The organism is Bradyrhizobium sp. CCBAU 51765, assembly GCF_015291725.1.
In the GTDB taxonomy this organism is placed as follows: Bacteria; Pseudomonadota; Alphaproteobacteria; order Rhizobiales; family Xanthobacteraceae; genus Bradyrhizobium; species Bradyrhizobium liaoningense.
The window spans coordinates 4,211,390-4,225,638 of sequence record NZ_CP030038.1; the positions used below are offsets into that span (position 1 = coordinate 4,211,390).

General features: G+C 62.5%; 11 protein-coding genes. 6 read left to right on the top strand and 5 right to left on the bottom strand.

All coding sequences use genetic code 11. From position 1 onward, the window contains the following. Positions 1 to 498 precede the first annotated feature (498 nt). Complete coding sequence (locus XH96_RS20245) at positions 499 to 1,059, bottom strand: hypothetical protein (protein WP_194387366.1); 561 nt, start codon at positions 1,057 to 1,059, stop codon at positions 499 to 501. 21 nt (positions 1,060 to 1,080) lie between these two features. Next, complete coding sequence (locus XH96_RS20250; protein ID WP_194387367.1) at positions 1,081 to 2,862, bottom strand: caspase family protein; 1,782 nt, start codon at positions 2,860 to 2,862, stop codon at positions 1,081 to 1,083. Positions 2,863 to 3,052: 190 nt separating this feature from the next. Between XH96_RS20250 and XH96_RS20255 the strand changes: the two genes are divergently transcribed. From XH96_RS20255 to XH96_RS20270, 4 genes are all read left to right on the top strand, one after another. Then, positions 3,053 to 3,763, top strand: coding sequence for an isoprenylcysteine carboxylmethyltransferase family protein (locus XH96_RS20255; RefSeq protein WP_194387368.1), 711 nt, complete (start codon positions 3,053 to 3,055; stop codon positions 3,761 to 3,763). A 411-nt stretch (positions 3,764 to 4,174) separates the two neighbouring features. Then, complete coding sequence (locus XH96_RS20260; protein WP_194387369.1) at positions 4,175 to 6,046, top strand: caspase family protein; 1,872 nt, start codon at positions 4,175 to 4,177, stop codon at positions 6,044 to 6,046. A gap of 36 nt (positions 6,047 to 6,082) precedes the next feature. Next, complete coding sequence (locus tag XH96_RS20265) at positions 6,083 to 7,093, top strand: hypothetical protein (RefSeq protein ID WP_194387370.1); 1,011 nt, start codon at positions 6,083 to 6,085, stop codon at positions 7,091 to 7,093. A gap of 92 nt (positions 7,094 to 7,185) precedes the next feature. Further along, positions 7,186 to 8,364, top strand: a complete 1,179-nt coding sequence (locus XH96_RS20270; RefSeq protein ID WP_194387371.1) for a hypothetical protein — start codon at positions 7,186 to 7,188, stop codon at positions 8,362 to 8,364. Between the two features lie 16 nt (positions 8,365 to 8,380). Here the strand turns inward: XH96_RS20270 and XH96_RS20275 are convergent, their stop codons facing one another. The 3 genes from XH96_RS20275 to XH96_RS20285 all read right to left on the bottom strand — a co-directional run bounded on the left by XH96_RS20275 (position 8,381) and on the right by XH96_RS20285 (position 12,726). Beyond that, positions 8,381 to 9,043 carry a DUF4384 domain-containing protein gene (locus XH96_RS20275; RefSeq protein WP_194387372.1) on the bottom strand — a complete coding sequence of 221 codons (663 nt, stop codon included), beginning with the start codon at positions 9,041 to 9,043 and terminating at the stop codon, positions 8,381 to 8,383. 18 nt (positions 9,044 to 9,061) lie between these two features. After that, positions 9,062 to 10,852, bottom strand: coding sequence for a caspase family protein (locus tag XH96_RS20280; protein ID WP_194394193.1), 1,791 nt, complete (start codon positions 10,850 to 10,852; stop codon positions 9,062 to 9,064). 140 nt (positions 10,853 to 10,992) lie between these two features. Further along, positions 10,993 to 12,726 (bottom strand): hypothetical protein, encoded by a 1,734-nt coding sequence (locus XH96_RS20285; protein ID WP_194387373.1) that lies wholly within the window; start codon positions 12,724 to 12,726, stop codon positions 10,993 to 10,995. Between the two features lie 159 nt (positions 12,727 to 12,885). On the opposite strand from XH96_RS20285, the gene XH96_RS20290 reads away from it, so the two are divergent. Next, entirely contained in the window at positions 12,886 to 13,167 is a 282-nt protein-coding gene (locus XH96_RS20290) for a hypothetical protein (protein ID WP_194387374.1), read from the top strand. 51 nt (positions 13,168 to 13,218) lie between these two features. Further along, positions 13,219 to 14,247, top strand: a complete 1,029-nt coding sequence (locus XH96_RS20295; RefSeq protein WP_246789684.1) for a DUF4424 domain-containing protein — start codon at positions 13,219 to 13,221, stop codon at positions 14,245 to 14,247. Positions 14,248 to 14,249 lie beyond the last annotated feature (2 nt).

Here is a 14,249-nt window from a genome sequence, read left to right on the forward strand (position 1 = left end):
GTTGCTACTGGACTCGGATGGAACAACGAAAATCGGATGGTTGACTCAGATGGAACCAACATTGACTCGTATCCAGCGCAAAATTCGTCTTTGAATCATTAGTTTTTTCGCCCCTCAGACTCAGGCTTAACCCGAACCGACATTGCCGCCGGTTGAAACTTCTCTCCTGATCCGAGTCTGTTTTCGGCTTTTGAGCCTGGCCCCTCTACAACGCACCGAGCCGCAGGCTTTCTCATTCGAGGAGGTTCGCCGGACGATAGGTCGTGTCTGCGCACCAACGCTCAAACACCGGAGGTGTCGACGGTCTCGTTCATCCTGAGTCGCCAGCGCCGAAAGCGGGCGCTGCGCCAACGGGTCGCTCGCGTATCCGCCACCGAGAAGATCCGGCCGTCTAGACTAATAGCCGCGCACGACCGTCAGTGCACGTGATCCTGGCGCTCGCGGGCGAATGTCAATTGCTGCCCTGCCCTCAGCGAGGATGGTCAAATCCGATGGCGTCTAACCGCCAAATCTCTTGACGAGCTTTGAGCCCTTGGCCGTTCTGATCTGCTGGCTGGTCAAATCGCTTCCCGCGCTCAATCCCTTCACCATGAGGTTCTTGACGCGCTGCGCGGCCTGCTTCTCGTTGGAATAGTCGATCTCGACGTGATCGAGCTCCATCAGATGGCCGAGTTCGTGCGCCCAGGCGCGTCCATTGGCGTGGTCATTGCCATACCACTGGACGAAGCTTGCGGGCTCGGGAGAGCCATTCGGGTATGAACCTCCGCCGGCGTTCAGACTTGCGATCGAATTGACCAGGAAGATGTGGACCGCATTGTCCGCGTCGTGCCGGGAAGCGAGAACGCCCAGCAGGACCTCATCGCTGCTGCGCCTGCTCGGCGCCATGTCGAGCGGCTTTTCCATTATGCAATCGCTGATCACGAAGGCGATCTTCGCCTTCGACCAGATCGTATTGACAACATCGAGCGCCTTCTTCGCTGTGTCGCAGTCCCATTGTGCAGGCTCGAGGACGCCCCTGTTTGCGAATGGGGTGACATAAAGTCTTAGCGGAATGGACATGCGCCGGGCTACCGAGCAATCTTACGGCAGGAAGAACGGTATGAAGCCGATGCCACCACCACCGCCGCCTCCTCCCGCGTTAGCCTCGGGCTTCGGCGGCCTTGCAGGCCGTGCCGGAGCTTCTTCGGGGTCCCTGTTCCTGCGCTCGAGCTTTGCGGTAGGTGTCGGACGGGCCCTGCGCTTCTCGCACTCATCGTCATTATTCAGGAAGTAGCCCGCGGCGCAGGTGATCTTGACGCACCGATCTCCATCGCGTTTCTGGCCGGATCCGCAAATTATCGGGCAAACCCGCGCCGATTTAAGCTTGATCGCGTCGAGCGCCTCAGGGCTCGCAGCCTTGGCATCGAACGTGGTGCCGGCATTCTTGTTGTACAACTCGAGCGAACGCCGTGAGGCCGTATCCCAGTCGCCATCGGCCGGTCCGCTAAAGCAACCGACCCGGCGCAACTCGGCTTGCACCGATTTTGCAAGCTCGGCCTTGGACGGCGGTGCCGGCGCGGGTGCCTGTGGAGCCGGCAGCGCGGCCACTTTCGTATCCGAGTTCGGGGGGGCCTCTTTCGACGGGTCGGACCCAGCCTGAGCGCCAATTCTCGCGACGGCTATTTCAGCTTCCCGGCGACGCTGCTCGGCCTGCGCGGCCAATTGTTGCGCGGTTTCCCTGGCCTTCTCCGCCTCGGCACGAGCGTCCTGCGCTGCTTTCAGGTCCGAGGCGGCCTTGGCGAGTTGTGTCTGCTGGGCACCCTGGTTGACGAGCCGCGCCTGCTCCTGCTCGGCCTGGCGCGCCTTTTCCGCTGCGGCCGCGCGCTTGTCTTCCGCATCGATCTTGGCGAGCTGCAGCTTGGCCAGATTTGCGTAGTAGCCGTCCGGATACTGGGCAAGGAAGTAGTTCAGCGCATCCTTGTTGCCGATCTGCAGCGCGAGCTCGTAATCGTGCCGAATTTCTGCACGCGCCGAGACCGGTGGAGTTGCAGGCAGCGGTGGCGGGGCCGGTTGAGGCGCTGCGGCGGCCGCTTCCTTGGCCGGTGCCGGCACGAGCGGTACATCATCGCCACCAAGCGTACCGTACACATACGGCTCCTGCTTGTTGCCGGTCGCCTTCATGACGTCGTCACGGACGAAGCCGAATACCCTGCGCAGGTCCATGCCCGGAGTAGCGATATATTTCACCAGTGCCGAGGCATAGGGACTGTTCCTGCTGCCACCGTCGGACGCCGTCGAGCCGGCCTTGGCAGCGAAAGCAACCAGCGTATTCGAGGTCGCCGGCTCGATCCTGGCGAGGCCCCGGCTGACAGCCCGCGAGCCGACCGTCCGCTTCATCTTGTCGGCGAAAGGATTGTTGCGGCAAGCGTCGAGGATCACGAGCCGCAGCTGCCGTGCCGGCTCGATCGCCAGCAGCACTCGCTCGAGCGAAAAGGCCTCGTCGTACACATCTGTATCGCGCTCGAGCGTCGCATCCGTGGGGATCAGGTAGTTCGTACCTTCGAGCTCGATCCCGTGGCCCGCGTAGTAGACGACGGCGACATCCGAGTCGCGCGCCACATCGGCAAAATCACGCAGCGCACGCCGCATCTCCGATGCCTGGAGATCCGTGCGGGTCTGGACGACGGTGAATCCCGCCCTCTTCAGCGTCTCCTCAACGATCGCAGCATCATTGGCTGGGTTGGCAAGCGCTGCGGCGTTCTTGTAGGCCGAGTTGCCGATGACGAGCGCGACACGGTTCGCAGCCCATGCCGGCTGACAGACGATCAGCGCAGCGAGAAGAAACAGGGTACGGCGCAATGCCACAGACCGGTGCAAATGCATGGCAGTACTACTTCTAGATTTTCTTCTTCCATCATTTGTGTCGTCACGACAGAAGCGGGTTCAATGCGATCTCATGATCCGGTTGTGGAACCCACAGGGATGGCATGACTGCGCTGGCTGGCCGGTCAATTGACCTCACCGCAAGCCTGCCGTCTAATGAGGCAGGTTTCGAACAGGCGAGATCACTCCCGTGACCGACGCGAAGCTCGATCAGGCGGGAACAGAGAAGGAGATTGCCGGGCGCGGCGGCAATGCCTTGTTGGATTGGACCGCCAGGGCAGTTGTCGTGATCATCTATGGCGGGTCTGCTCTGATGGGCGCCGCCAGCGTCCCTCACCTGCTTCCGCCGGACAATGTCCACGACGGGCTTGCCCTTGCGGCCAGAATTGCCAACATCCTGTTCCTCGGCCTCGTCGCGCTGACAACCATCACCCGGCTGGTGCCGATCATGAAATCGCAGGGCATCGAGACGCGGATCTCAGCCTTGCTGGGTACTTTTTTGAGCATCGTCCTCGCATTTCTTCCGAAGGCAGAACTCGGGCCCGTCTGGTCGGCTGTGTCCTCGACGTTGGTCTTGGTGGGTACCTCGCTCTGCATCGTGGTGCTCCGCTGGCTCGGCAGATCCTTCAGCATTCAAGCGGAGGCCAGGCGTCTTGTGACGGAAGGGCCTTATCGGATCGTCCGGCATCCTCTCTATCTCTGCGAGGGGATTGCCCTCGTCGGCGTAACACTCCAGGTCCTTTCACCGCTTGCCGTCCTGGTCGCCATCGTGATTGTGATGATCCAATGCCGGCGGATGATCAACGAAGAGCGGATCCTGAGGCGGGCATTTCCCGAATATGCCGCCTACCGCACCACAACTCCCTTTCTGATCCCCACGTGCCGCGCGATCGGCCGATAGGCCGGGGCCAGGCACCGGCCAGGGCGGTCGATCCGCAACGCCTGACACCACGCTTCACATCCGCTCGATCTGCAACCGGCGGAGTTCGATCCGAACCGACTTTCGGCCTTTTTCAGCGCTTCAGGCAAGCGATCCAACAGATCAGTAAAAGTAGATATATCAACGATTTACCTCAAGGAACCGGAGTGCGAAGAGCGCCGGCGGGACCGCTCGCCGGCCGCCAACAATCGTCCGAGGCCCTTGAACGCGTTCACTGGAATACGCGACCAACATCAGGAATGGATCGGGCTCGAGACTGTTCCTTGCACGAGCCAGGCGGTCGCCAGGAGCTATGAGTTTAGTCAGCATTCTGCGCGGCCATGCCAACTTCGTTGACGCTACCATTCTTCGGCTGATGTTGGACGTCGCGCCATGAGCAATTACACGCAGATCAAGTTGTACGCTCTTCTTCTCGCTGCCTCGCTGTTCCTGACGGCTCAGCCGGCTTTCGCGACAAAGCGCGTGGCCCTGGTGCTCGGCAATGCCACATATCAAAACGCTCCCCTGCTTCCCAACCCGGCCAACGACGCCGGCGCCATCGCTGCGACGTTGAGAGCCGCAGGGTTTGACGTGGTCGACTCGAGGCTCAACCTCGCAGCGACGGACATGAAGCGAGCCCTGAGGGATTTTGCAGATCAGGCGCGCGACGCTGACATCGCACTCGTCTACTACGCAGGCCACGGGATCGAGATCGACGGCACGAACTATCTGATCCCAACCGACGCCAGGCTTGAACGTGATACGGACATCTACGACGAGGCGTTCTCGCTCGACCGTGTCTTGATGGCGATCGAGCCTGCAAGGCAGCTACGGGTCGTGATCGTCGACGCGTGCCGCAACAATCCTTTTGCCGATACGATGAAGCGAACGGTCGCCTCGCGATCGATCAGCCGCGGGCTCGCCAGGGTCGAGCCAACGGTCTCCAATACGTTGATCGCCTTCGCCGCGAAGGCCGGGTTGACGGCGCTCGACGGCAACAGCCAGAACAGCCCGTACGCGGCCGCACTGGTCAAGTATATCGCAAAGCCGGGCCTCGACCTGCGCAGGGCCTTTGGGTTCGTCCGCGACGACGTCTTGCAAGCCACGGGCAACCGGCAGGAGCCTTACGTCTACGGCTCGTTGGGCGGCGAGGACGTTGCGCTCGTGCCTGCTCCAAAGACCGTGGAGCCCACGCCCGCGGCGGCCAACCCCCAGTCGGAGGTTCGCCGTGACTACGAACTGGCGCTGCAGCTCAACAACAAAGCCGCTCTGGGCGCATTCCTGACCCAGCATCCGGACGGATATTACGCAAGCCTCGCCAAGCTTCAGCTCAACCAGATCGAGGCGGAGGAGGCACGGGTTGCGGCGACCGAAAAGGCGCGCCAAGCCCAACAGCAGCAAGCCCGGCTTGCCTCCGAAGGCGCCCTGCGTGCAGAGCAGGAAAAGGCGGCCGCTGATCTGAAGGCTGCGGAGGACGCCCGCATTGCGGCCGAAAGAACAAAACTAGCTGCGCAACAGCAAGCGGCCGATGCCGAGCGGAATCGGACCACATCCGAGGGATCGATCAGCACCGCGCTCACTCGGAACAAGGCCGCCGTCGAGAATTCCACCACGGTGAGTCCGCCTCCAGCCGCATTGGCCGCTCAGAGTGACACAGACACGAAGGTCGCCGCTCTGAGCGCAGGGCCGCAGCAGGCCGATCCGACCAGGGTCGATATCCCCCAGGCCGATCTCGCCAGGTTGGTACAGAGCGAATTGAGCCGCGTCGGATGCTTCACCAGTGCCGTCGATGGCCAATGGAATGCCGCTTCGCAGCGCTCACTCTCGCTCTTCAACCGCCACGCGGGAACCAGGTTCGACGCGAAGCTTGCGAGTCTCGATGCACTTGACGCAATCAAGCTCAAATCGTCGCGGGTCTGTCCGCTGGTCTGTGAACGCGGCTACAAGGCTGATGGCGACCAGTGCAGCAAAATCACCTGCGCCGAGGGCTCGTTCCTCAATGACGACAATGAATGCGAGAAGCGGCGCGGCAAGAAGCCTGTTGCAAACCGCAATACAAGCGAGCGCCCGGCCCGCGCGGCCCGCGAGAGGTTCACGCCGGCTGCGGAGGCCCCCGCGCCACGGCGACAGGCGACTGCCAAGGGAAGCGGTGCCATCTATTGTGATCAGCATCTTTGCCGTCAGGTCAACCGTGGCTGCCGTCTCGAATACCGGGGCGGTGGAGGTCCCGGCGGCAACACTGGAAATGTCGAGGTCTGCAACTAGCGCCAAGCAAAAGAGGTGTCCGAAGGAGTGACCTGAGTGACAACCTGCGAGCTGGAGCAGAAAGATGTCGGCACCTTTCCGGGTGTGACGCTCTTCACGAAACGGCAGGCGCCCGGCATGAGGCCGACGGCGGTCTATCTTCCACCGAAGCACGCAACCGCCGCCACCAAGTTCGATCTCGTAATCTGGCTACACGGTTTCTATGTCAGGGATCATGAATACCTGTTCCGGAACGATCCTGCGCGTCTGCGCGAACAGGTCCGGGATTCGGGGAAGGATGTCGTGCTTGTCGCGCCATTCCTGGGCTACGAGTATTCCGTCGGTGACACCTTTGCCGGGAACTACAGCGTGAAGGATCTGGCTTCTGCCAAATGGGGCGAACGCTATCTGGACGAGATCCTCGGGGCGCTTGCCAAGTTCGTGGCGCCTGTTGCCAGCACCGGCAACGGCACCCGGAGCATACCCCAGCTCCAGGTCGGCAAGCTCATCATCGCCTGCCATTCCGGCGGAGGGAGCGGCATGCGCAACCTGGTCGGAAGCCTCGGAAAGTATCAGCCGAACCTGTCGGCCTGCTGGGGATTTGATTGCCTCTACGGCGCCAAAGCGCAACCTGACGACGCCACGTTCTGGTACCAATGGTTGTCGGGCCAGAGCACCTGCGCGCTCGAAATTGTCTATGGCCCGACCACCCTTTCGCAATCGGTGAAGCTGGACCTCGTCGGACGCGGACTCGCGACGCTCGACGGCAATCGCCCTCCGTCACAGCGCCCTGCTCTCAAAAACCTCACTGTGAGCGTGGGTCACTATGATGCATTTCCGGCCTTCGGGCAGATGGTCAGGGTCAATGATCTGGATCCGGCCTTTATCGACCGCTTCATGATCCCGCAGGTCGCCGACAAGCCTCCACTGGGCCACAAGCCGGCGTCGCGCAATGGAGAATTCCTCAAACAGGCGATTGCCAACGTTCGCGGCGCTTTCCCCTTTCCGAAGGACATTCACTACATGATTGCCCGCGGCGGTTTCTACAGCCGCCTGAGTAGGTTGTAGCGTCGCAAAGGCCCCTCCGGCGGGCACGAATACGCCACTCACCGGCTCGCTGCTTAACCTTGGCTGTGACAATGCAAGGAGACACGCAGGACATGACGGAACCACCTTTCGATCCGAACACCGCGCCGAGAGCGGGCAACTCGGCTCAGGACCGCGCCGCGATGCGGGCGGACATGAACAAGGTCGCGCTGAAGCTGCGCGAAGCCGGCATTCAGCTTTACGGATTCTACAAGATCCACGACCTCGTGCCGTACTGGAATCCGCTTGGCTTCGATTTCATGTGCGACAACTGGCGGCAACTGCTCGATGCCGCCGGCAAGGCACCGCGGCTAGGCTCCGACCAGATCAACATGCCGGGCTACGATCCGTGGCTGCAGGCCGGCGTCAAGAGCGTCGGCTTCACGCAGACCGGCAAGGCTCCGCACGTGCATCTCGACATTGCGATCGATCGGCCCGGGCTCTGCCGGATTTACATGCTGGAGAAGGACGAGGAGCGACGCCTCGACGCCCTGCGACGGGCCCGGGTGGTCACCGCGAGAGATACCGACGTATTCAGGAAGATCCACCGGCGGGTGGAGGGTCTCGGCATCGATCTCGACGATCACATCGGCTCGCACCTGGAGGCGGGGCGGCTCGTGCTCGATGGCATCAATTTCGTAGCCAAGGATCACAACCGTCTTCTCGATGCACTGACGAACCTGAAATATCCCGCCGGCAACAATGTCTTTTTTCGCGGAGAGAGATCCGGCCGCGGTCATTTCTTCGGCATGGCCTCATTCCTGGCCACCGACGGCATCGGCTTTCGGCAAATCTGGCAGACATTTCCGGAGGAAAGACCGATCGCAACACCAGATCCGCGTACCGGACCGGCGATGGATCCCAAGGCTTCCGGGCGGTTCGGCGATTCACCGAACCTGCCGGATCTCACCTCGGTGCACTGCGCCGTGTCGAACCGGATCTGCAACGTCCATATCGACGAGATGGGCTTCGTGGTCACGGACAGCAAAGGCACCATCATCGTCGACCCTGACGCGCTGCGGCACATCTTCGTCGAATTGCTCTGGAAGACCAACCTGCAGGGCAAACTGCCCTTCTGGGCGCTCGACAACGTCAATTTCATCATCCCGAGCTCGCCAAACGACTTTTCCCGCGTTGGAGTCAGCGTCGATATCGCGAAGTTCGGGCGTGTCAAGATTGCGCTCAACGGGAGCTGCTCGGCCGACGGCAAGATGGAAGCAGCCGGCACGCTCACGCTCGGGTTCAAATTCTGAGACAGCCGACAGCGGCTCACTTGATGGAATAGGTTTTGACGTCGAACGACCAATTGTTCGGCACCAGTTTTCCGTTGCTGCCGTCCGGCACACGCAGCTCCCTGGTCCACGCCGACAGGTAGCTCAACGTATCGGCTTGATCCTGTAGTTTGCGCGGGAGATCCGGCAAATCGAGCAATTGCACGCGCCGTTCACTCAGGATCGCAACCATGACGGCCGAGCCGGTCGGCGGTGCGACGACATATTCAAAGCCACGTTGCCGCCCTGCCGGGGTCGGCACAACAAATTGCACGCCGGGCTTGACGAGATTGATGTCGCGGCCGTCCGACTGCTCCAACAATTCGGGAGTCGGAAAGATCTGGGACATCCGTCCGTCCGCATCGACGTCCACCAGAATGAGATAGCCTGCCTTCTTCGCAGTCACGCCGAATGACACCTTGCCGCCAACGTTGACGGTCAGGCTGGGCAGGATCTCAAGGGACACACTTGCAGCATTGCTCTGTGCGGCGCCGGACTGTCCGCGCGTCGCCTGGATGCGCCAAGACCATGGTGCGCTCGCCAGGCTCGCATGTAGAGAGTCCGGCCGCAACGGCGCCGCGGGCGCGGCCCCGCTTCCCGCCAGCAGCAGGGCGAATGCGAAGCATACTCGTTTACGGCGGATCAGCTCCGATCGCCACATGGCTCACCCAAACAGATGTCAGGGAGCGCTGAAAAAGCCGATCGAGGCGATCCGCGCGTCCGCAGGCAGGTAGCGCTCGAGGTTCTTGATCAACTGCCCTGAGGCGCGTCGCCGATTGAGCTGAATCAGGACGGTCTCGAGATCGACCATGCGCCGCTGCGAGGTTACAGCAACGATCTGCTCGGCACCGAACGGCTCACCCACCCGGAGTGGCAGCCGCAAGTTCGACGATTTGGCCACCGCCGCATCCGTACCCACCGGGTACAACATCTGGATGGTACCGTCGCCGGATACATTGAACAGCAGCAATGCCCTTGAGGCCACGTCGGACAGTTCGACTTCGATGGTCTGACCAGCGCGCTGCTGTCGATCATCCGGCCAAATACGCATGATCTGCGGCGACCGGGTCGCCATTCGCTTGAGCTCGCGCATTGCTGCGGTGCGATCCACGACCGTCGGCAAATTGGCGACGTCCATCCCATAGGCGACGACATCGCCCCAGGCGATCACGTCATGAGAGACCGGGTCCCAGATCAGGTCGGGATTGTCCGTCGGTTGAACGGCCTGCACGGTGGCGTCCTTCGGCGTCACGCCGGCGAAATAGTTCATCTTGCCGTCGAGCGCCGCCAGACGGATCGGTGCCGTGAGACGGAGGGGCGCCGGTGCAGCGACGGTCGGGGCCGCAGCAGTCGGAGCGGCGACGGGCGCAACCGTATTGGGTGTAGCGGCCAGCGTCGGCAGCGCCGGAGCCTTGGTCGTCGCAGCCGGCGGGGCAGCCGCCTGTCCATCAGCAGCCTGACTGGAGGCCGTCCTCGCGGCCGGGCCCTGAATCAGCACCACGCCGCGCGTTAGCTCGAAGGCGACGGCGGTCTCCGGCGCCTGCGCCGGTGACGATATCGTGACGATGTTCTGGCGCTGGTCCGAGAGCTGATAGACCACCTGCCGGACATTGGCGAAGAGCTCCTTGAGCGTCACCTTGCCATCGCGATTGATGTCCGCGCCGCCCTCCACTGCCCGCGCCACCGCGTAGCTGAGAGCCCCGCGCAGCCCGTCGATCCCGGGAATCCGTACTTCGGGCGCCTTGGTGTAGCGATCGACAGCGGCGAGGAACGCCGTATGGTCGAGATCGAGCTCGGACTTCGGATCGTTGCTGTCCGATACCGGTTTCAATTCATCGACAAGCAACGTGTAGCGCGGCACCTGCCGGAAGCTCATCTCCGCAGCCCGCGGGTCGATATCCCGCACCATTCCGCCGCCATGGCAGGTATCCGCAACGAAGATCACCTTCGCGCCGCGCAGCTCGAGTTGCCGGATGAAATGGTTGAACTCACTCCCCAGAATGCGCTCGACGGACCCCTTCGGCGTTGTTTCGAAGCCGGGCAGCAGGAACACGTTCTCCATCCCATCGGGCTCCGAGCCCTTGACGCGCTCAGGCTCCTGGGTGCCGTGGCCGGCGATCGACAGGAACACGAGGTCGTTATTCTTTGTGCGCGTCACCAAGGCACTGATTTCACGCAAGACGCTCGCCCTGTCCGCTTGGGCATTGGTCAACTCGACGACATCGCTAACCCCCATCGTCTTCAGGCTGGATACGAGATCTCCAGCGTCAGCGACTGCGCCCTTCAGCTTTCGGACGTGCTGGTAATCGTCGATTCCGATCACGAGCGCGCGCACGGCCGCCCCATCGGGATTGCTGATCGCCAGTGCTTCCGCTGCCTGGGCGCGCTGCAGCGGCAGACCGATCACCGCAGCAAGCGCGATGGCGGCTGCGCAGTAGATCCTGTACTCAAATCCTCTGGACCTTCGCATCGTGATCCACCTCGATGTCATGCAGGCCGGTTCCCGAACCACGCCGCTCGGACGTGGCGGCGACACCTCGTCCGAACGTCCCGGGTCCAGCGTGCGAACAGCATTCGCTATCCATCTGTAGCGCCAGTGACACACATGGTTCAGCGCCTCTTGGTCGCGGTTTTCGCAGCCGCCGATTTGCGGCCCGTCGGCGCATCGGAGTCCTGGTAGGCGTCAGCCGAAACCGTTGTCTGGTCATCGGCGAAGGCGCGGAAGCGAACCGGAGTGTAGCCACGCGCAAGCAGGCTCGCCAACGGATAGATATTGCGGCAAACGCGTCCGTTGCAGCCGCCGGTCGAGGATTCCATCACCTCCGCCTTGCGATCCGGCGTGAACCGCAGGAACAACATCACATGGGAGCCGGGCTTGTTGAGTGCATCGCCGGGCTTCAACTCCCAGGGGTTCGTCACAGGCGCAGCGATCGCGGGAATGGCGGCGGTCGTGTAGTGGACCGAGAGTCCCCACGTGGCGCTGACGAACGCGGAGCAGTCGACGCCCGCCACATCCGGCCGCGGCGCGTTGCGGGTGCAGACATTCCCGGCCAACATGCCGCTCTCGATGCGCTGCCGGAAGTTTGCGAGCGAGCCGTGACAGCCCCAGCAATAGGGCACGCCGCGCACCTCCTGGTTTACCTTGCCCTGAAGGTACCATGGGCGGCGAATGCGGTTGAATCCGCTGCACTGGCTGTCCGGATCGTTGCCATAGTTCGCCTGCGTCAGCTTCCACTGCACGCCCTCGAACGCAAACGCGGTCTCGATCGCCTGCTGGCGATTTGACGGCCGCACCGCCGCTGTCGCATTGAACTTGCTATTGTTGTAGGGCTGCGCGGTTGCCGTCCGCGACGGCCGAGCGTCGATCACCGACGCGTTGCGCAGGGGGCGGAAGCCGACGCCAACCACATCGACACCGGTTGGCTTGGTTCGCAGGAAATAGACGTCGCCGTCACCCGAGATCGTGACGAACCGCCTCGTCAGCGGGGTGTTCTCGAGAGGCAACTCGTAGATTCCCTCGATCCGGCCGTTGGCGGCATAGCGCACGACGAAAGTGGATGCGTTCTTTCCCGATGGCGGAATGTCTTCGGCCAACACATAGAAGCGATCGCTATTGTCGATCTCGAGGAATTCGACCGTACCGAGCTGGTCACGCACGCGCAGGCCGAGCGCGCCAATGGTCTCATTGGTAACCATGGTCTGGATCTCGATCCGCACGCTGGAATTGCCCTTGTCCGGGATTATATCGGCGATGACCGAGCCCTTGCTGCGGGACGCGACGTACTGCCGGTCGGGCTGCCGGCCCGTTTTGACGACGGCCGCGCGGGTGTTCTGGTCGAGCAGCTCGGTCGCGCTGCCGGGTGGCTGCGATCCCATCTGGGCGAAGGCGGAGATGGCGACCTGGTCGTCCGTGCCGCGGCTCGAGACTTCCTCAAGTTGGATTTCGTCGCCACCGAGCCCCCGCGTGGACTGGTCTGGCGCCGCCTTCAACGTGCGGACGCCGCCGTCCCAAACCATGATGTCGCCGTTGTGAACGACGAGATCGGTCGGCTGTACGTCCCTCGGCATCTTGAGGACGTCAGGATCGGAATTCGGTTGCTTGGGATCGAACTGGAGAATGCGACCGTTGACCTGATCGAGCACGAACAGGTTGCCCTGCCCGTCGGCACTGAGCGCCTGGGGGCCTGCCAGTTCCACGTCCTCGCCGGCCGGGACGATGCCGACCATGGAGGCAGCCGAGCCGCCCGAAAAGCTCCGCACGACGGTGTCCTCGGCGTGCGTCCCGGTGGCGAAAATGCTCGCACCGGCGATGAAGACCCAGATCCAACTCGTTGGACGAAACATGTTCGCCTCGATGTGCCCGAACCGTTTGTCGCGCCAGATCGACTAATCCGAGATGCCGTTGATGCGGCGCGTCAATTAGTGGTGAGCAATCTCAATCGCGTTCAATTCTATCACCGGACGGTGATAGTCCGAATGTCTTCAGCTTGCGGTGCAAAAACCATGGCCAAGAATAGATTTGAGCAGGTCAACGAGATCCAGCCCGACGCCATTACGCTGGTCCTGAAACGCGACGTTGACGGCGCCACCGGATCGGTTGTGATGCCGGCTGCCAGCAGCGGCGGGCGGCTGTCCAATGACCAGGTCAGCGCCCCGCTGCCGGCTCAGGACGCCTTTCGTGGCGCGATCCGGCTGGCCAATGACGTGAAGCTCGCGATCGTGGTGTGCGATCCGGACGGCGTCTGGAAGCCCGAATGGGGCGATCTTTACCAGGCCCTCGACTGATTCATTGCCGGGCGGACCGGGCACATGTTGCGACGCCGTATGGAGACGAGCATGCTGAGCGGACCGCTGCCCCGCGCGTCGTTGCGGGTCCGAGCCTTGATGGTCGCGCTGTTGGTTGCGACCAACTGGCCGGCACGGGCCAACGACTCGGCCGCCGAATTGTCGATCGGGGGGCTCCAGTTCGTTCGTACCCGCGATGTGGCCATGGAGAGCGAGGACCTGCGTATCGCACTCGACAGGATCATCGTTCGCTATCAGTTTGCCAACGTCACCAACAAGCCGGTGACGCTGACTGTGGCCTTTCCGCTGCCCGACATCGACCTGTCGGAGGCCGATAACATCGCGCTGCCGTCGAACGACCCGGTGAACTTCGTCGACTTCGAGACCAGGATCGACGGCAGCCCAGCGCCGCTGACGATTGATCAGCGCGCCATGATTGGCGACAAGGATGTCAGCGCACTGCTCCGCCAGCTCAAGCTGCCGCTGTTGCCCATCGGCAGCCGCGAGATCCGCGTGACCGACCTCCCGGCAGCAACCCGAACCCGACTTGTGGACGAGGGGCTATTGATGCCTGCCGGAATGAGCGACAACGGCCGTCAGCAATATGCTCCAGGTTGGGTCACCAGGACGTCTGCCGTGCGCCAGCAGGTGTTTCCGCCCTCGCGCACCGTTGTCGTCGAACACCAATATCGGCCGAGCGTCGGCTCCAGTGCTGACACCATACTGCGCCCGGGCCTGCGCCGCAGCAACGCACTCGGCCCGGAAGTCGCGCGTTACCGGAAGGATTATTGCGTCACGGACGGGTTCCTTGCCGAGCTCGACAAGCGCGCCGGCGACGGCACGGCCAACACCGCCAAGCTGCAGGAGCGGCGCATTTCATACGTGCTCAAGACCGGCTCAAATTGGGCCGGGCCGATCCGGGCGTTCAAGCTGACCATCGACCCGGGTGGCAGCGACCGCATGGTCAGCTTCTGCCAGGGCCGGCTCAAGGCGCCCCCGCCCGGAAACACGCTTGAATATACGGCAAGCGATTACAAGCCGGATACCGACCTGAAGATCCTGGTGATCGGAAAATTCTGAGC